This is a genomic window from Streptomyces milbemycinicus (assembly GCF_002154605.1).
GTDB classification, from domain to species: Bacteria; Actinomycetota; Actinomycetes; order Streptomycetales; family Streptomycetaceae; genus Streptomyces; species Streptomyces milbemycinicus.
This window is the reverse complement of the sequence record NZ_MUNE01000110.1, coordinates 1-19,233: the sequence shown is the minus strand read 5'-3', so window position 1 is coordinate 19,233 and position 19,233 is coordinate 1. Positions and strand designations below refer to the sequence as shown.

Below are 19,233 nucleotides of genomic sequence, written 5' to 3'. Positions count from 1 at the left end.
GGCGCGTCGAGTTTCGCGCAGGCCCGGCCGGAGGGCATTGACGGCGAGCGCACAGTCGTTGACCCAGGGCGCAATGCGCGTGACCCGTACCGGTGCGCGTCAGGTCTGCCGTACCTCCGGTTCCGGGGAGGGCGGCGGGCCGTCGGGGTGCAGCGGCAGTTCGGCGGTGACCTCGAAGCCGCCCTCCGGGCGGCAGCCCGCGGTGAGGGCGCCGCCCACCGAATGGGCGCGCTCGCGCATGCCGATGAGACCGAAGCCGTGTCCGGGCGCCGGCGCCGCGGTGGCCTCGGTGGCCGTGGCGGCCGTGGTGGTTCCGTCGTCGGTGACGCTGATGGTCAGCCGGTCGCGGGCGTAGTCGAGCCGTACGTGCGCGGTGTGCGCGGCGGCGTGCTTGGTGACGTTGGTCAGAGCCTCCTGCACGATCCGGAACGCGGTCAGATCCACTCCCGGGGAGAGCCGCCGCGGCTCGCCGCGCGTGGTGACCGTGACCGGGAGCCCGGCGGAGGCGAAAGCGTCGGTCAGCTCGGGGAGCCGGTCGAGTCCGGGGCTGGGTTCCAGAGGCGCGTCCGGGTCGTCCGTACGGCGCAGCAGGCCGACAGTGGCCTTGAGTTCACGGAGCGCGGAGGAGGTGGTGGAGGCCAGGCCGGTGAGGATCTTATGGGCCTGGTCGGGGTGGTTACGGGCGAGATGCGCGGCCGTGCTCGCCTGGGCGTTGGCCAGGGCCAAGTGGTGGGCGACCACGTCGTGCAGCTCGCGGGCGATGCGCATACGCTCCTCGGCGACCCGGTGTCGCGCCTCCTCCTCGCGGGTGCGCTCGGCGTGTTCGGCGCGGGCCTGCGCAGCATCCATGACGGCGTCCATATAGGCGCGCCGCATCCGGACGGCGCGGCCGGCGGCGACGGGCAGCAGCAGCCACACGGCCGGGCCGATGGTCTTGAGCACCAGCGCGTGGTGGCCGGGGTCGGCGATCATCGCGGTGGTCACCAGGGCGGCGATGGTGGCAAGGCAGTAGGCGTAGCTGATCTTCCGTTCGGCGAGCGTCGCCAGCCAGTAGAGCGCCGTCATCGCCGGGGCCAGCAGCAGGGGCGTGAGCAGATAGCCGACCGCGCTCGCGGCCGCGGCACAGACCGCCGTCACGGCGAGGGCGGTGCGCGGGTGGCTGCGGCAGCCCACCAGTGCGGCGCAGGAGATGCCCCCGAGGAGCACGGCCGGACCCAGCGTCGGCTGCGTGGTGCCCGGCGTGCTGAGCGCGGCGCCGAGGACGACGAGGCCGAACAGCACCCCGGCCACGATCAGGTCGAAGGCGCGGTGATGGCGCTCCGTATAGCGCTCCAAGCTGCTGGTCATCGGGGTCTCCGGGGTGGGCCTGGGTCCATGGTGGACGACATGGCGAACGGCCGACAGGGCCGCCCGGGACGTGGCCACGGGCGGCCCTGGTGGGCACGGGGCGGTGTCGGGTCAGACGCGTGCCGATTCCCGCTCCGACGTGGTGTCGGGGGCCGGGACCGCGGCGACGGGTGAGCGGCGGCTGAGCGCCTCGCCCTCCACGTCGATGTTCGGCAGCACCTTGTCCAGCCAGCGCGGCAGCCACCAGGCGCGGTCGCCGAGCAGCGCGAGGACGGCGGGCACGAGCGCCATACGGACCACGAACGCGTCGAACAGGACGGCAATGGCCAGACCGAACCCCATCATCTTGATCATGGATTCGGCGGAGCCCACGAATCCGGAGAACACGGCCATCATGATCAGCGCGGCCGCCACCACCACCCTGGCGCTGTGCCGGAACCCGGTGACGATCGCCTGGCCGGGCCGGTCCCCGTGGACGTACGCCTCGCGCATGCGGGTGACCAGGAAGACCTCGTAGTCCATGGCGAGACCGAAGACGATGCCCACCAGGAAGATCGGCATCAGGCTCATGATCGGGCCGGTCTGCTCGACGCCGAGGAGGCTCGCGCCCCAGCCCCACTGGAACACCGCGACCACCGCGCCGAAGGCCGCGAGCACCGACAGCAGGAAGCCGGCGGCCGCCTTGAGGGGCACGAGGAGGGACCGGAAGACCACCAGCAGAAGCAGGAAGGCGAGGCCCACCACGACCGCGAGGTACGGGATCAGCGCGTCCTGCACCTTCTGGGCCACGTCGATGTTCACCGCGGTGGAGCCGGTGACCTCGAAGCTCGCATGGGTGGCCGACTCGAGCGCGGGCCGTTCGGCGCGGATGGTGCGCACCAGGTCCTTGGTCTTCTCGTCGGTGGGGGCGGTGGCCGGGGTGGCCGAGAAGACCGCGGTGTCGCCCGCGGCGTTGAGGCGGGGCGGCGAGACGGATACGACGCCCTTGGTGGCGGCGATCCTGTCGGCGATCGTGCGCGCGGCGGCCTTCGTGTCCGCCGTGCTGTTGGCGTCTCCCGTGTCCTTGGCGTCGACGACGATGGTCAGCGGTCCGTTGAAGCCGGGGCCGAAGCCCTCGGCCAGCGCGTCGTAGGCGCGGCGCTCCGTGGCCGAGGTGGGCTTGGCCTCGTCCCCGGGCATGCCCAGCTGCAGGCCCGTCACCGGTATCGCGATCGCCCCGAGGCCCGCCACACAGGCCAGCAGCACGGGCAGCGGACGGCGCAGCACGAACCGGGCCCAGCGGCTGCCCCCGTTGTGTTCACTGCCTTCCTTGGCCTCCTTGGCCTTCGCGCCCCGCCGGGCGGAGCGCGACAGTACGGCCCGCGGGAGGAAGCCGAGCAGGGCCGGGATCAGCGTCAGCGCGATGAGGACACCGACGGCGACCGCGCCCGCGGCGGCCAGGCCCATCTTGGTCAGCAGCGGGATGCCGACCACCGAAAGACCGGCCAGCGCGATTACGACGGTCAGCCCGGCGAAGACCACCGCCGACCCGGCCGTGCCCGCGGCCAGCCCGGCCGCCTCCTCGGGCTCGTGTCCCCGGGCCCGCTCCTCGCGGTAGCGGGAGACCACGAACATGGCGTAGTCGATGCCGACCGCGAGCCCCAGCATCGAGGCGAGCGTGCCGGTCGTGCCGGACAGACCGAAGGTGCTGGCCAGGGCCATGATCGAAGCGATGCTGATGCCGACGCCGACGACCGCGGTCAGCAGCGGAAGCCCGGCGGCCGCCAGCGAGCCGAAGGTGATCAGCAGCACGACCGCGGCGATGGCGATACCGATGCCCTCGGCCGCCCCGCCCGCCGCGGGCTGGGTCGCCAGCGCGTTGCCGCCGACCTCGACGGTCAGCCCCGCGTCCCGCGCCTGCTGGACGGCGTCCTCCAGGGTCTTCTTGGACGCGTCGGTGAGGTCGTCGGCCTTCACCTTGTACGTGACGGTCGCGTACGCGGTCCCGGCGTCCTTGCTCACGGCCCGCGCCTGGAAGGGGTCCACCGCGCCGGCGACCTGCCGGCCGTCGGCCACCTCGTGTACGACCTTCTCGACGGCCGCCCTGTTGTCCGCCGCGGTGACCTTCTCCCCGTGTGGGGCGACGAAGACGATCCGGGCACTCGCCCCGTCGGCCTTGGCGCCGGGGAAGCGCTGGTCCATCAGGTCGAACGCCTTCTGGGACTCGATGCCAGGCATGGCGTTACCGGTGTCGGGGGCGGCGGGCGCCTTGACGGCGCCGAAGCCGACGACGGCCAGCACGGCCACCCACAGCAGGGTGACCCACCAGCGTCGTCGGAAGGCCAGTCGGCCCAGTCGATAGAGAAAAGCAGCCATGGGACGGAGGTCTCCGCATCTGATCTGGGGATACCCCTCCAGGCTCCCGGCGCGCGGCCCGTCCGTCGTCGTGCGGCTGCCGACAATCGTGGGTACTGAGAATGCAGTACCCGGCGCTCACCAGTTCGTTCCCGGGCATGACCCCCGTCGGCACCGGCATCTGCCTCAGTCGGTCAGAGCCTCGACGAGCGAGGCACATGAGCGTGTCTTGGCGCGCTGCGCGGGCTGGACTGAGGAGCCGCGCAGCGACGAAGGAGCGAGCAGTGACGAAGGAAGCCCGTGCATAGAAGCGCGCCAAGACTGAGCGGGAGGGAGGTGACGCCGACAGCCACGCCGTATCCGGGGATGGCCACCAGCGGCCACGGCACGGGCCGGGGCATGAGGACACGGACGTGGAAGGCGTAGTCACGGTACTCGGGCATGCCCTCCGTACCGGGCAGCACCATGAAGCGCGGCTGGACGCGGCAGAACAGCCACCAGTCCAGGACCACCAGGTCGAAGAGGGTGAGAGCGAGGAAGCAGACCGTGCCGAGGGCGAACGGAGGCCAGAAGCCGAGCGAGCCGTCCGCCCGGTCGCGCAGGTCGAGGACACCGGCCACCGGCACCGCGAGGAACACCAGGAGGTTCAGCAGCCCGGCCGCGGCGGCGGTGCGCCGTCCCCGTGCGCTCTGCTCCCCGTACCGCTCCTGGATCGCGGGCGGGTAGTCCGAGAGCAGGGCGTCCCGGGCGATGTGGAGAGATCCGACGATGACGGTGGTGAACAGCGTGACCAGTAAGAACGCATAGCCGAGGCTCACGCCGGTCAGTTCCCAGAAGTCCATGAGGCAACAGCATAGGGGGAAGTTAGGTTTGCCTCACCTAACTTTCATGGGTCTTGTCGGGTGGGTGATTCTCTCCTTCAATGAGGGGCGAACGAGGGGGCACTGACCATTTCCTGGGAGGGACAACCATGAGAACTCGCTTGCGCACCTTAGGAGTTGGCGCGGCCGTGGCGGTCGGTCTCGCGCTCTTCGGCGGCCCGGTGGCAGTGGCCGCGACGTCCGCGCCGACCGGTCACCACGCCGAGGCCACGAGCTCCACTGTCATGGACTACTACCAGTACTTCGGCCACTACACGACCCATGAGGAGTGCGTGGCCGTCGGCGAGGAGTACTTGTGGCCCCACAACCCCGGCGGGGCCGACGCCTATGAGTGCCGGGCCAAGGACGGTGGCTGGGATCTCTGGCTGATCTTCGCCACCTGATCGCGGAACGCGCCGGGTGGCGCGGGTGTGGCCCAGGTGGTGCGGGCGTGCGGCAGTGGATGCACGCTGGGAGTGGATACTTGCTGGCAGGAGCGATTCCGGAGGTGATCGTCATGCCACAGACCACCGTGGGCTGGCATGTCGAACTGGAATTTACCGAGGACAGCCGCCACACCCGCGCCGCCGCCCTGGTCCGGCTCGCGGACGGGAGCGAGGTGCGGGGCCACGGGGCCGCCAGCCGGGCCCCCGTCGATGCCAACCAGCCGCGGGTCGGCGAGGAGATCGCGGGCGCCAGGGCGCTCAACGAGCTGGCGACGAAGTTGCTGGAGAAGGCGCATGGAGAGATCGACGCGGTGTCCGGCCGTGCGTCACATCCGCTGCATCTGAACCACTGAACACCGCTGAACACCACTGAATCACTGAACCACTGAAGCGCTGAACCGCTGAGCGGTGCCGGGCGGACGCCGGCGCGCACCTCGTGGGCGCCGGCGTCCGTCGCGGGTGGTCGGTCAGGGGGCAGTCACCCCGTGACGGTCAGCGGGTGGCCTTCGGGGGCTCGATGCCCAGCGTGTGGCTGAAGATGTTCTTCGGGTCCCAGGTGGCTTTGACCTTCTGCAGCCTCGGGTAGTTGTCCTTGAAGTACAGCGTGGACCAGGGGATGCCCGAGGTGTTCACGGCGGGGTCCGCCAGGTCGTCGTCCGGGTAGTTGATGTAGGCGCCGTCCTTCGGGTCCGGCACCCCGCCCGTATCGGCATGGATCTCGCGGTACAGCCTCCGCAGCCACTCGACGTACGTGGCGTCCTGGCCGGGGTCGTCCCACGCCGCGGTGTACTGGACCCGCATCACCGCGTCGCGGTGCGGAAACGCCGTGGCGTCCGGGGCCACCGCGCTGATCTGGCCGCCGTAACTGGCGATGCCCACCGAGCCGAAGAGCAGCTTCGGGTCCTGCTCGCGGGTCAGATTCTCGTAGACGGCGGCGAGCTGGGCGTCGGAGAAACCCTTGCGCAGATAGCCGGACTTGATCTTGAGCCGGTAGATGTCCGAGTTCGGCCCGTCCAGCGCCGCGGCCAGCCAGGGCTGCTCGGTCCTGACCACATTGACCGGGGTGCCCACCCCCGCGCCGAGGGCGGCGAGATAGTCGTCCAGCAGCTCGGCCGCGTCGGGGCCGAACACCTGGCCGCCGGCGAGATTGAGGTCGTTGGCCTTACGGCCCACCGTCAGGTCGGCGTACAGCCGGGTGGCCGCCGCGCCGACCGCGCTGTTGCGCTCGCACCAGTCCATGTGATTGCGGATCAGCCGGGTGAACTTCGGCTCGTCCAGCTTCAGGGCCTGCCACGGCCACTGGCTGGAGAAGGCGATCGCGCTCTTGGGCGCCCGCGGCAGCAACTGCCCCGGGTCGGAGCCCTCCGCACCCGGGGTGCGCAGCCAGTACCGGGTCACCACGCCGAAGTTTCCGCCACCGCCCCCGGTGTGGCCCCACCACAGCTCGCGGTTCGGGTCACTCGCCTCACGCGTGGCGACCACGGCCGACGCCTTGCCGTCTCTGCCGACCACCACGACCTCGACGGCGTACAGATGGTCCACGACCAGCCCCATGGCGCGGGACAGCACACCGTAGCCACCCCCGCAGATATGGCCGCCCGCCCCGACGCCCGGACACCACCCGGCCGGAATCGTCACCCCCCAGCCCAGCACCAGCCGCCGGTAGACCTCGCCCAGGGTGGCGCCGGGCTCCACGGCGAAGGCGCGGCGCGCCGGGTCGTACGAGACCTGCGTCATCCCGGACATGTCGATGAGTACCCGCACGGCCGGGTCGTCCACCCACCCCTCCGCGCAGTGGCCGCCGCTGCGCACGGCGATCTTCTTGTCGGAGTCCACGGCCTCCTGGACCGCCGCCACGACCTGTTCGGTCGAGCCGACCACCCATACCTGGTCCGGTGTGCCCACCCAGCGCTTCTGGCCGCGCCGCACCAGATATGCGTAACGCGCGTCGTCGGGGCCGGCCTTGACCGGGCCGAGCGGGGGTGTGCAGCCGGCCTCCGCGGCGCCCTCGGCCGCACTGGCCGGGGTGTCCAGGCCCAGCCCTGCGACGACCCCGGACGCGGCGGCGGTGGCGGTCCGCAGCAGCTGACGGCGGTTGACCCCGGACATGCTCGTATCTCCTCGCAGTATGAAACCAAGGCTGTGTAGAACGACAACGCAGCCACCGCCGGAGGGCGGCGTGCGCGGATGTGTGCGGATGTGTGCGGACTACAGGACCGGTGCCTGAGGTCCGTCGGGCGCCGAGTGGCGCCCCTCGACGACGGCCTGCGCGACCGCCGCGACCTCGTCCTGGTCGAGCCGCCGGTACCCGCCCTCGGTGATGAGGGCGATGAGGGGGAACAGCCGCCGGGTGAGATCGGGGCCGCCCGTGGCGGAGTCCTCGTCCGCGGCGTCGTAGAGCGCCTGCACGACGGCGGTGACGATATCGCGCTCCGGCATGCCCTCCCGGTAGAGCTTCTTCAGCGAGCCCCGGGCGTGGACCGAACCGGAACCGGTGGTGGCGAAGCCCCGCTCCTCGGTGCGGTTGCCGGTGACGTCGTAGGAGAAGACACGCCCGACGCCCTTGTGCACGTCATAGCCCGCGAAGAGCGGGACCACCGCCATGCCCTGCATGGCCATGCTGAGATTGTCCCGGACCATCTTGGTCAGCCGGTTGGCCTTGCCGTCCAGGGAGAGAGCCGTGCCCTCTATTTTCTCGTAGTGCTCGAGTTCCAGCTGCAAGAGCTTGACGAGTTCCACCGCCAGGCCCGCGGTGCCGGCGATGGCGATCGCCGAGTGTTCATCGGCCGGGAAGACCTTCTCGTATTCGCGGTGTGCGATGAGGTTCCCCATCGTGACGCGCCGGTCGCCGGCCACCAGCACACCGTCCGCATAGGTCGCCGCGATGACGGTCGTGCCATGCGGGGCCTCGAAGTTGCCCCGGGCGGGCGGCAGCTGACGCTTGGCGGGCAGGAGCTCGGGAGCCTGTGCCTTCAGGAAATCCAGGAAGGAGGAGGTCTCGGCGGCCAGGAAAGCGGGCGGCAGGCCGCCGGTCTTTTGTGCGTCGAAGGTCATGCACGTTCCTTCCCCAGAGGCATCGGCGGCTCCTGCTGGCCGCACATTACCCCACCCCCGCCCCGGGCAATCCGTGAAGAGAATCACGGTAGTTGTGCCCGGTAAATACGGCCGTGTGGCGGGGCTGTCGGGAGAAGTTGTCCTTTCGCTGCCATACCCGAGGTGTTGACCTCGGACGCCCGGCCGTACGAGGGTGTGGAAGATTTCCGAAGTCCGGCACGAGGTCGCCCACCGCGCCGGTTCCCGATGCGCGTACCCCTGTCCGGTTCTGCGATCCCTTTCCCAATTTCTTCTTACTCCTGATCACATCGCCGAGCGCGCACCCGTGCGCTGGCTTGATTTTGTCTTTTCGCAGGAGGGATGCCTCATGTCTCGTCCGCTCAACGCCATCAACGTGCCGGGGAGGACCAGCTTCCTGGAGGAGATCTTCCGTGGCGTACTGCGACTGGATCTCGTTCATCCGTTTCCGGTGCAGCCGGAGAGCGACCGTAAACAGGGCGATGCACTGGTGGCCGATGCCAAGGAGTTCGCCCGCGGGTTAGTGGATCCCGCCCTGGTGGAGAAGACCGGAGAACTGCCCCGCGAGGCCATCAAACGGCTACGGGAGAGCAGTTACCTGAAACTGCAGAGCCCCCGGAAGCTGGGCGGCCTCGCCCTGTCCGATCTCAATGCGTTCCGCGTCATTCAGGCCATTTCCAGCTGGTCGCTTCCGCTCGGTCTGGTGGTCGCCGTACAGAACTCGATCGGATTCGCCCCCCTGGTCCAGATTCTTCCCGAGGGCCCGCTGCGCGACATGCTCAGTGAGCGCGTCGCGCGCGGGCTGATATCCGCCTTCGCCGATACGGAACCCTCCGGCGCGGCCAATCTCCGGAGGGAGACCGTCGCCGTCCCCACCGAGGACGGCCATGGCTACCTGGTCAGCGGCGAAAAGGTGTTCAGCGGCAACGCCCCCTTCGCGGAACTGCTCGGGGTGGTGGCCACCGTCCAGGAGGACGGCCGGGAGATGCGCAGACTGGTGGTCGTCGACCCGGACGCGCCCGGTGTGCGGCGGTCGGCCGAGCATGAGTTCATGGGCATCAAGGGCTTCCCCAACGGAGGGTTCACCCTGGACCGGGTGCGCGTGCCCCGTGACCACGTCTTCGTGGAGAAGCCCAGCGCCCACGACGTACGCATCACCGCCCAGGCCGGCGGGCTGGCGATCCTGGGCCGGATGTATCTCATCGCGGCGCCGTCCCTGGCGATCGCCAAGCTGTGTCTGGAGTGGTCGCGCGGTTTTGTGCGCCGCCGCCGCGTGGACGGCGTTCCGCTGGGGGAGTACGAGGAGATCCAGCACCTCATCGGCCAGTCCCTCGCCGACACCTTCGCCCTCGAAGCGGTCGCCGAGTGGAGCCTGCTGTGCGAGGACGCGGGCCTCAACCCGCTGTTCGAGCAGGTCGTGGCCAAGAACCTGTGCTCGCTGCTGTGCTGGGGCGTCGTGGACCGCACCATGTCGCTGTTCGCGGCGGAGGGCTACGAGACCGCGGCCAGCAAGGCGGCCCGCGGCGCGCCGCCCGTCCCCCTGGAGCGCTCCTTCCGCGACGCCAGGAACCTGCGGATCTCGGGCGGGGTGGACTTCCAGCTGGACTACTGGCTCTCCAAGCTGGCGATCTTCTCGTACCACCGTGCAGGCGTCCTCGACGAAGGCCAGGGCGCCGAGCAGGCCGCCGAAGCACGGGAGCGGCTGACCGTCGCGCTCACCCCGCGCAACCAGCGCCACCTGGCCGAACTGCACGACTCCGTCGAGGAGTTCCGGGCCCGCTGCGCCGCGCTGGCCAAGGCCTATCCGGACGACGAGACGCTGTTCGCGCAGGAGCACACGCTGATCGCCGTCGCCCGCTGGGCCACCGAGATCATGGCCGCGAGCCTGGTCCTCGCACGGGCTGCCCGGCGCACCGCGGAACACGACACCGAGGCGCAGGACCTGGCCGACATCTACTGCACCGGGGCCCTGCGCCGGATCGCCGAATACGCGCGCGAGGCGCTGGAGGAGGAGCGGCCCGACACGGGCCGGGTGACGCAGCGCTGGATCACCGGGGACGGCCACGGCGGGCTGCTCGACGACATCGTCGCCGACGTGACGGACCCCGATACGTCCGGCCCCGACACATCCGGCCCCGACGTGTCGTAAACGGACCGGCAGGCCCAGGCACCAGGCACCCGGCACCCGCACCCGGCACCGGCACTCCGGCGCGCAGGAAGAGGAAGCAGGAACAGCCATGGTTTCCCGTCCGACCCACCCCCTGTCCCCGGCCCAGTCCGGCATCTGGTACGCGCAGAACCTGGATCCGACCAGTCCCGTCTACAACTGTCTGCAATACCTCGACATCCAGGGAGCGGTGGACACCGCCCTGCTCATCGACGCGGTCAAACGCGTGGTCATGGAGGTCGACGGGCTCCATGTCCGCTTCGACGGACGGTCGGACCCGCCGGGGCAGATCCTGCTGGAACGCACCGCCCCGCATATCGCCGTGCACGACTTCACCTCCGAGCCGGACCCGATGGCCGCGGCGCACACATGGCTGCAGCGGTTCCTGCACATCCCCTTCGACCTGGAGGCGGGCCACGTCAGCGACTTCGCGATCCTCGAAGTCGCCCCCGGGCGCACCTTATGGGCGCAGCGCTACCACCACGTGGTCGCCGACGGATACGCCTTCAACCTCATCGCCCAGCGTGTCGCGGAGGTGTACCGCGCGCTGCGGGCGGGCGGCCCGGTCCCCCCGGCGGGGTTCCAGACCCTCGGCCAGGCCCTGGACGAGGCGGCGCACTACCGCACCTCGGCGGAGTACGCGGCCAGCAGGGCCTACTGGCTCGACCGTTTCGCCGACCGCCCGGCCCCGCTCGAGCTGACCGAGGGGAGCCGTACGGCCCTGGCCGAGGGGAGTGGCACGGCCCCGGCCGCGCACGCGGTGCGGCGGGTGGCCTTCACACTGCCCGCCGACACGCACCGGGCCCTGCGCGCGGCCGCGCGGGAGGCGGGCACCAACTTCCCCCGGGCGCTCATCGCCACCGTCGCCGCGTACACCGCCCGTATGACCGGCCGTGAGGACATCGTGGTGGGCCTGGCCAGCCGCAGCCGTGCCACGCCCACCGCCGAGCGGTTCCCCGGGATGATGTCCGACGTCCTTCCGCTGCGGCTGCGCATCACCGCCGCCACGACCTGGGCCGGGCTGCTCGCCGACACCCACGAGGCCGTGGCACAGGCGGTGGCGCACCAGCGCTACCGCGGTGAGGATCTGCGCCGGGAGCTCGGCTGGCCCGAGCGCAGACGTGTCGCCGGACCGCTGGTCAACCTGATTCCGCCGCTGGGCACGATCGACCTCGGCGGTGCGTCCGGCACCCTGCACAACCTCTCCATCATGCCGACCGAAGACCTCACCCTGTGCTGCTTCCAGCACACCGGCGGCATCGGCGGCACCGGCAGTACCGGCAGTACGGGCAGTACCGGCGGCACCGGTGGCGAGGGACTGCGGCTCACCCTGGACGCGCATCCCGACCGGTGTGACGACGCCGCCCTCGCCGACCACCACGAGCGGCTGGCCACCCTGCTGGACGGGCTCGGCCCCGACACCGTCCACCGCCTCGTGGCGAGCTTTGACTGCACCGGCCCCCGGGAGCGCGGCCGGCTCCTCGACGTATGGAACGAGCCGCCTCGGCCGCTGCCCGAGGCGTCCCTGGGCGAGTTGTTCCGGCGGCAGGCCGCCCGTACCCCGGACGCGGTGGCCGTGGCCGACGGCGATACGGAGCTGAGCTACCGGGAACTCGACGCGCGGTCCGACCGGCTCGCCGGGCTGCTGCGCGAACGGGGCTTGCGCTCCGGCGCCACCGCCCTGGTGTTCATGGAGCGGTCCGTCGGGCTGCTGGTCGCCCTGCTGGCCATCGTCAAGACCGGCGCGGCCTATGTGCCGTTGGACGAGCGGCAGCCCGCCACCCGACTGCGCACCCTGATGACCGAGGCCGACGGCCATCTGCTGCTGGTCGACGGCGCCACACGCGAGCTGCCCGTGGTGCGCGAGCAGGCCGACGCGGGACTGCCCGTCGCCGATGTGGCCGAGCTCGAACGGGCCGCGCCGCCCGTGCCGCCCGCGCCGTACGAGCGGGTGTCCCCGGACGCGCCGGCCTGTGTGATGTACACCTCCGGCTCCACCGGGGTGCCCTCCGGCGTCCAGCTCACCCACCGCAACATCGCGGCCCTCGCCCATGACCGCTGCTGGTCGGGCGGTGCGCACCAGCGGGTCCTGTGGCATTCGCCGCACGCCTTCGACGCCGTGCTGTACGAGCTGTGGGTGCCCCTGCTGTCCGGCGGGCGGATCTGCGTGGCGCCGCCAGGGGCGCTGCTCCCGGCCACGCTGCGCGGGGCGATCGCGCGCCACGGAGTGACCGCGGCGTGGCTGACCGCCGGGCTCTTCGCCGCCCTGGCCGAGGAGGAGCCCGACGCTCTGCGCGGTCTGCGCGAGGTGTGGACCGGCGGCGACGTGGTGTCCCGGACGGCCGTGGCCCGGGTGTTCGACACCTGTCCGGGCATCGTCGTCGTCAACGGCTACGGCCCCACCGAGACCACGACGTTCGCCACCCGCCACCGGATGACCCGGGCGCCGGAGGGCCCGGTCCCCATCGGCCGGGCGATGGACAACGCCACCCTGTACGTACTCGACGCGGACGGGCGCCCCGTACCCCAGGGCGCCCCGGGCGAGCTGTGGGTGGGCGGCGCGCACGTCTCGGCCGGCTATGTCAACCGCCCCGAAGCCACCCGCGAGCGCTTCCGCGCCAACCCCTTCCACCCCGGCCGCATGTACCGCACCGGCGACGTGGTGCGCCTGGCCCCCGACGGCACCCTCCGCTTCCTCGGCCGCGCCGACGACCAGGTGAAGATCCGCGGCTTCCGGGTCGAGCCCCACGACATCGAACTGAGCCTGGAACGCCACCCGGACGTGGCGCGGGCCGTCGTCGTGCCCCAGGCCGCCGCGGAAGGCGGAAAGCGCCTGGTGGCCTATCTGGTGCCCACCGCCGAGCAGGACACCACCGAGCAGGACACCGCCGAGCAGGACACCGCCGAGCAGGACACCACCGAGCACGACACGACCGCGCCGGGGAGTGACGGCGGGGTCGCCCATGAGCTGGAACGCGTCCGCGAGTGGCGGGACGTGTACGAGGACATGTACCGCGAGGGCGACCAGGCCACGCTCGGCGAGGACTTCGGCGGCTGGATGGACAGCTACCGCGGCACGCCCATCCCGCGCCACGAGATGCGGGAGTGGCGCGACCGCACCGTCGACCGCGTCCTCGCGCTGCGCCCGCGCCGCATCCTGGAGATCGGGGCCGGCAGCGGCCTGCTCCTCGCCCGTCTGGCCCCGCACTGCGCCGAGTACTGGGCCACCGACTTCTCCGAGCGCGCCGTGGCCCGGCTGGCGGCGAAGGTGCGCGAGGACGAGCGGATCGCGGACCGGGTACGGCTGCTGCGGCGCGAGGCCCGCGATCTGTCGGGCATCCCGCTGGAACACTTCGACTGCGTCGTCATCAACTCGGTGGTGCAGTACCTGCCGAGCGCCGCCTATTTGTCCGCGGCGCTGCGCGGCGCGCTGGACGCCCTGACGCCCGGCGGACACCTCTTTGTCGGAGACGTACGGCCCAAGCGGCTGCTACGGGAGTTCCGCACCGGCGTGGAACTGCGGCGCGGGGCGGCCGAGGACGGCTCCGAAGACCTCTCCGGGCTGAAGCGCGCGGTGGAGCGGGCGGTGCTGTACGAGAAGGAACTCCTCGTGGAACCGGAGTTCTTCACCGAACACCTGGGCGCGCTGCCCGAGGTCGCCGGTGTCGATGTGCGGATCAAACGCGGCCGTGCGCACAACGAACTCACCCAGTTCCGCTACGAGGCCGTGGTGCGCAAGGTGTCCGCCGACGCCGAGCCCTACTCGTGCGCCGACGCCACGGTGGCGCGCTGGGGCCACGACGTCGCCGATCTGGCCGATGTGGGCCGCTGTCTGCGCGACAAGCAGCCGTCCGCGCTACGGCTCACAGGGGTGCCCAACGCCAGGGTGCTTCCGCTGCTGCGGGCCGAGCACGAGGTGTGCGCGGGCACCGGCGTGGCCGCGGCCCGCGACGCCCTCGACGGCGGTGTCTTCGACGAAGGCGTTCGAGACGGCGGTGATCCGGACGACGGTTGCCCCGACCCCGAGGACTTCGCCGCGCTCGGCCGGGGCCTCGGTCTGCGTACGGTGCTCACCTGGGCGGAGGCGGCGGCGGACGGCAGTCTCGACGTGCTGTTCCTGGACCCCGCGGCGCTGCCCGGGAGCGCCGGGCCGAAGGCGCCGGACTTCGTCTCCGACGCCTACCCCAGGCGCCGTACGTCCGCCGCTGACGCCCCGGCGGAGGCGTTCACCAACCAGCCGATCCGGCCGGAGCCGCATCCGGAGCTGGCCGCGGCCATCGAGGCGTACGCACAGCAGCAGCTGCCCGACTACATGACGCCGTCCGCGTATGTCGTGCTCGACCATCTGCCGCTGTCCGTCAACGGCAAGGTCAACCGCGCCGAGCTGCCGCCGGTGGCGGACCCGGCCGGGGCCCCGTCGGAGCCCGGCGACCAGACGGACACGGCGCGGGCGGGCGAGGGGACAGACGTCGAGATCACCGCCACCGAGCGGGAACTCGCCGCCATCTGGTCGGATCTGCTGCGGAGCGAGGTCGATCCGGCCGCACGCCCCGACTTCTTCGCGCTGGGCGGCCACTCCCTCCTCGCCACCCGCCTCGTCTCGCGGGTCTCGGCGCAGCTGGGCGTGGACATCACCCTGCGCACCGTCTTCGAGCACTCGCGCCTGACGGCCCTGGCCCAGGAGCTCGACGCGCGCCGCGCCCCCGCCGAAGTGTCCAAAGACGTCCCGGAGGAGGCGCCGGAGGAGGCGCCGGAAGAGGCCGAAGAACCGGGGGACCGCTTCCCCGCGTCCGGCTTCCAGGAGCGGATCTGGCTGGACGAACGGCTTCGCGGCACCGGCTCGTTCTACAACGTGCCGCTGGCCTGGCGGGTCCGGGGCGGCCTCGACCCGGCCGCCCTGCGCACCGCGCTCGGCCGGGTCGTGGCCCGCCACGAGGCGTTGCGTACGCGGTTCGTGGAACGGGAGCCGGACGGCAGACCCCAGCAGGTCGTCGACGAGCCGTGGGTCCCGGAGGTGGTGCACCGCGTCGCCGAGGGCACCACTGACGAAGCCCGCCTCGCCGACGCGCGCGCGGCACTGGACGCCCTCGCCCAGCAGCCCTTCGACATCGCCACGGGACGGCTGCTGCGCGTCATGCTGGTGGATCTGGCGGAGGACGGCCGGGACCAGCTGCTGATGTGCTGTCTGCACCACCTGGTGTGGGACATCGGCTCCGAACCGGTCTTCCTGCGAGACCTGGAGCGGGCGTACGACGAATGCGCGGGGCAGGCCGTCCAGGCGGCCCCGTACGAGGAGCACCCGGCCACCCCGCACCAGCAGCGCATGGCGTTCGTCGAACACTTCGAACGCGGCACGGTGTACGAGGACGCCCCCGTCTACCACAACGTGTCCCAGCTGCTCGCCCTGGACGCCACCCCCGGCGAGGCCGAGCTGCACCGGGCGGTCGCGGCCGTCATGGAACGCCACCCGGCGCTGCGCACCACGGTGCACCTCTCCGACGGGACCTGCGCCCAGCGCGTCCACGAGCGGGTGCCCGTCGAATGCGCCACCCTGACGGACACCGCACCCGACGGGGTCGCCGCCTGGCTGCGCCGCCCCTTCCGCCTCGCCGAGGGACCGCTGTTCCGGGTCGCGGTCGCGCAGCAGGGTGGCGAGGGCGAGGGGTGCGCCCTTGTGCTCGTCGCGCATCTCGCCGTGGCCGACCGCGCCTCACTGCGTACCGTCGGCCAGGAGCTCGCGACCCTGCTGGGCGGTGGCCAACTGCCGCCCGTATACAGCTCGTTCGTGCAGTGGTGGCAGGCGCGGGACACCGAGGCCGAAGAGCGTCACACGGCCCGCCTCGCCGAACTGCTCGACGGCGGCAGCGGAGCCCTGCGGCTGCCCGAGGACCGGACCAGGGCCGCCGTCCATATCTACGAGGAACACTCCCTCCCGGTCGACCTCCCGGGCGGCACGGGCCTGGCCGAGTTCGCGCGGCGCGAGGGCGTCACCACCGAGGCCGCGCTGCTCGCCGCGTACACCACCCTGCTCATGTGGTACTCGGGGCAGACCGATCTCACGGTGGGTGTGGCGAACCCGCGCCGTAACACCGCCACGGCCCGTGTGGTGGGCCCGGTGGACGACTTCCTGCCGCTGCGGCTGCGCGGCGGCCACGAGCAGTCGTTCGCGTCCTGGGCGCGGGAGTGCGAGGCGGGCCTGAGGGAGGTGCGCGCCTGCGGGCTCGCACCGTTCGACGAGGTGGCGCGGCGTGTCGCTCCGCCCAAGGACATGAGCCGGACCGCCCTCTTCGACGTGGTGTTCGACTTCGAGCACGACACGCCCGCAGGCCAACCGCCCACCCCCGTCACGGGCCTGGGCAAATGCGATCTGGTCCTGACGCTGCGACACACAGGCGCGGACGGGTTCGGGGACGGGGTCGGCGGGCGGCTGGTGTTCAACGGCCTGTACTACGACCCGGCCCGGATGAGTCTCTTCGCGGAGCACTGGCAGCGCCTGCTGCGCGACGCGGCCGCCCGGCCCGACACCCCTCTCGGCGCCTTCGAACCGCTCACGGAGGCCGAACGCCACCGCCAGATCGAGGAGTGGAACGACACGGCCGCCGACTATCCGCACACCACGCTCGCCCACCTGGTGAGCAAGCGGGCCGCGGATCACCCGGACAAGGTGGCCCTGGCCGACGGCGAGAGCACGCTCACCTACCGGCAACTCGTCGAGCGCGCCGAGCGGATCGCGCGGGTCCTCGCCGACCACGGCGTACGCCCCGGCGACACCGTCGGACTGCGCGTCGAGCGGGGGCCCGCACAGGTCGAGGCCGTCGTGGCGGTATTGCTGGCCGGGGCGGCGTACGTACCGGTCGACCCGGCCGCCCCGGCGGACCGCACGGCCTTCATCCTCACGGACAGCGCGGCGACCCTGCTGCTCACGGACGCCGCACACACCGCTGATCCCGGCTTCGCCGGCCCGACCGTACGCCTCGGCGAAATCGACCACTTCGCCATACGTCCGGGCCAAGAGCCCCTGCCCGAGCCCGCCCTGGACGACCTCGCCTACGTCATCTACACCTCGGGCACCACCGGCCGCCCGAAGGGGGTGCGGGTCACCCACCGCAATGTGGTGCGGCTGGTGGCGGCCGACCGGACGCCGTTCCGCTTCGGGCCCGACGACGTATGGGTCCTCGCCCACTCGTACGCCTTCGACTTCTCCGTCTGGGAGATCTTCGGCTGCCTCGTACACGGGGGCCGGCTCGTGGTGCCGGACGGCGATGAACTGCGCGACCCACGGCGCATGGCGGAGCTGGTGCGCCGCCACCAGGTGACGGTCCTCAACCAGACCCCGGGCATGTTCGCGCAGCTGGTCCGGGTCACGGGCACCGAGGAGCGGCGTATGGCGAGCCTGCGGTACGTCATCCTCGGCGGGGCCCGATTCGCCCCGGCCACCCTTGGCGACTGGCCCGCCGGACACCCCGGCGCCGAGGTGGTCAACATGTACGGGATCACCGAGACCACCGTGCATGTCACCGCCCGCACCATCACCGCCGAGGACATCGCGGCCGACCGCAGCCCGATCGGCACGCCCATCCCCACCACCACCGTCCGCGTCCTCGACCCGAACCCCACCGCGGGCCGGCACCGGCTGCTGCCGGTCGGCGCGGTGGGGGAGATCTGCGTCGGCGGCGAGGGGGTGGCGGCCGGGTATGTGGGGCGGCCGGAGCTGGAGCGCGAGCGGTTCGTACCCGACCCGTACGGGCCTGGCCGCCTCTACCGCAGCGGTGACCTGGGCCGCTATCTGCCCGACGGCACGCTGGAGTACCTGGGGCGGATGGACGACCAACTGCAGGTGCGTGGCTACCGGATCGAGCCCGCCGAGGTCGAGACCTGCCTGACCGGACACCCCGACGTCGCGCAGGCCGTGGTCACCGCGGACGGGGCGGACACCGACCGCCTGGTGGCCCATGTCTGGTGCCCCACCAACGTGCCGAGCGCGGGAGAGCTGCGCGCCCGGCTCGCCGAGCGGCTGCCCGAGTACATGGTGCCCTCGGTGTTCAAGGTGGCGGACCGCATCCCCCTCTCGGTCAACGGGAAGGTGGACCTCGCCGAGCTGGCCGCCCGCAGCACCCTGCTCACGGACGGGGCGGGCAGCGCCCCGCGCACCGAGACGGCCAAGGCCCTCGCCCCGCTGTGGGCCGAACTGCTGCCCGTACCGGAGATCTTCGCCGACACCTCCTTCTTCGAGGCGGGCGGACACTCCCTGCTCGCCGCCACCCTGCTGTCCCAGGTGTCGACGCGCTTCGGCGTCGACCTGCCGGTGCGCACGGTGTTCGAGAACCCGCGGCTGGGGGACCTCGCGGACCGGATCGATGAGGCGATCGCGGCGCACGGACACCGCTACTTGGACCAGGCCGGCCCTGCGGCGGACACGGGTGATCTGGCGGGCATCGCGGGCACGGCTGACTCGGCGCGCACCGCAGACGCGGCTGACTCGGCGGACGGGGCGCTCGTGCCCGCATCGGACTTCCAGCGCCGTATCGCCCTGGACGAGCAGCTGTCCTCCGGACCCGACCGCTATGCGATGCCCCTGGTGTGGCGGGTGCGCGGCGGACGCCTGGACCCCGGGCGGCTGCGCCGGTCCCTGGACGCCGTCGTGGCCCGCCATGAGGCGCTGCGCACCGGGTTCGTGGAGCGCGGCGGCCGACTGTGGCAGCGGATCGGGGAACCCTGGTCGCCGCCCTTGGAAGAGGTCGACCTGTCGGGCATGGACCCGGTGGAGCAGGACGCGCGGTGGCGGGAACGGGTCCGCGAGATCGCCGAGGCGCCCTTCGACCTCACATCCGGCCGACTGCTGCGCCCCGCCCTGATCGACCTCGGCGAACACGGCCAGCTGCTCGTGCTGTGCCTGCACCACCTCGTATGCGACGGCCCGTCCCTGGTGCCGCTCGTCCAGGACATGGACGCGGCGTACGAGGGCGCGGGCGGGCCGGGCGATGACGTGGTGCAGTATCGGGAGTTT

Annotated in this window: 9 protein-coding genes; 4 read left to right on the top strand and 5 right to left on the bottom strand. The window is 71.8% G+C overall.

All coding sequences use genetic code 11. The features are described from left to right. Positions 1–99: 99 nt before the first annotated feature. The 3 genes from CCN51_RS09770 to CCN51_RS09760 form a co-directional block, all read right to left on the bottom strand. On the bottom strand, positions 100–1,347 hold the full coding sequence (locus CCN51_RS09770; RefSeq protein ID WP_014174817.1) for a sensor histidine kinase: 1,248 nt from the start codon (positions 1,345–1,347) through the stop codon (positions 100–102). Positions 1,348–1,458: 111 nt separating this feature from the next. Then, positions 1,459–3,702, bottom strand: coding sequence for an MMPL family transporter (locus CCN51_RS09765; protein ID WP_086859448.1), 2,244 nt, complete (start codon positions 3,700–3,702; stop codon positions 1,459–1,461). Positions 3,703–3,875: 173 nt separating this feature from the next. Continuing rightward, the gene (locus tag CCN51_RS09760; RefSeq protein ID WP_014174815.1) at positions 3,876–4,523 is read right to left on the bottom strand and encodes a hypothetical protein; all 648 of its coding nucleotides are present in this window, start codon (positions 4,521–4,523) and stop codon (positions 3,876–3,878) included. Positions 4,524–4,690: 167 nt separating this feature from the next. Here CCN51_RS09760 and CCN51_RS09755 point away from each other — a divergent pair, with 167 nt between their 5' ends. Together CCN51_RS09755 and CCN51_RS09750 are read left to right on the top strand one after the other, a co-directional pair. Beyond that, positions 4,691–4,945: a hypothetical protein gene (locus tag CCN51_RS09755; RefSeq protein WP_014174814.1), complete on the top strand. Its 255-nt coding sequence runs from the start codon at positions 4,691–4,693 to the stop codon at positions 4,943–4,945. A 113-nt stretch (positions 4,946–5,058) separates the two neighbouring features. Then, a complete protein-coding gene (locus CCN51_RS09750) occupies positions 5,059–5,340 on the top strand; it encodes a DUF1876 domain-containing protein (protein ID WP_086859452.1) in 282 nt (93 codons plus the stop codon). Between the two features lie 139 nt (positions 5,341–5,479). Here CCN51_RS09750 and CCN51_RS09745 read toward each other — a convergent pair whose 3' ends face one another. Both CCN51_RS09745 and prcB read right to left on the bottom strand, forming a co-directional pair. Continuing rightward, on the bottom strand, positions 5,480–7,096 hold the full coding sequence (locus CCN51_RS09745) for an FAD-binding oxidoreductase (protein ID WP_014174812.1): 1,617 nt from the start codon (positions 7,094–7,096) through the stop codon (positions 5,480–5,482). A 99-nt stretch (positions 7,097–7,195) separates the two neighbouring features. Then, complete coding sequence (gene prcB / locus CCN51_RS09740; protein ID WP_014174811.1) at positions 7,196–8,041, bottom strand: proteasome subunit beta; 846 nt, start codon at positions 8,039–8,041, stop codon at positions 7,196–7,198. A gap of 367 nt (positions 8,042–8,408) precedes the next feature. Between prcB and CCN51_RS09735 the strand changes: the two genes are divergently transcribed. Both CCN51_RS09735 and CCN51_RS09730 read left to right on the top strand, forming a co-directional pair. Then, positions 8,409–10,208 carry an acyl-CoA dehydrogenase family protein gene (locus tag CCN51_RS09735; protein ID WP_014174810.1) on the top strand — a complete coding sequence of 600 codons (1,800 nt, stop codon included), beginning with the start codon at positions 8,409–8,411 and terminating at the stop codon, positions 10,206–10,208. Between the two features lie 88 nt (positions 10,209–10,296). Continuing rightward, positions 10,297–19,233, top strand: an 8,937-nt coding sequence (locus CCN51_RS09730) for a non-ribosomal peptide synthetase (RefSeq protein ID WP_143675760.1), incomplete at its 3' end; no start/stop codon positions are given.

What these genes read in the sequence shown, in the direction of transcription:
- prcB (WP_014174811.1), bottom strand. Translation starts at nt 8,041, where the DNA reads ATGACCTTCGACGCACAAAAGACCGGCGGCCTGCCGCCCGCTTTCCTG.
- CCN51_RS09770 (WP_014174817.1), bottom strand. Translation starts at nt 1,347, where the DNA reads ATGACCAGCAGCTTGGAGCGCTATACGGAGCGCCATCACCGCGCCTTC.
- CCN51_RS09750 (WP_086859452.1), top strand. Translation starts at nt 5,059, where the DNA reads ATGCCACAGACCACCGTGGGCTGGCATGTCGAACTGGAATTTACCGAG.
- CCN51_RS09745 (WP_014174812.1), bottom strand. Translation starts at nt 7,096, where the DNA reads ATGTCCGGGGTCAACCGCCGTCAGCTGCTGCGGACCGCCACCGCCGCC.
- CCN51_RS09760 (WP_014174815.1), bottom strand. Translation starts at nt 4,523, where the DNA reads ATGGACTTCTGGGAACTGACCGGCGTGAGCCTCGGCTATGCGTTCTTA.
- CCN51_RS09735 (WP_014174810.1), top strand. Translation starts at nt 8,409, where the DNA reads ATGTCTCGTCCGCTCAACGCCATCAACGTGCCGGGGAGGACCAGCTTC.
- CCN51_RS09765 (WP_086859448.1), bottom strand. Translation starts at nt 3,702, where the DNA reads ATGGCTGCTTTTCTCTATCGACTGGGCCGACTGGCCTTCCGACGACGC.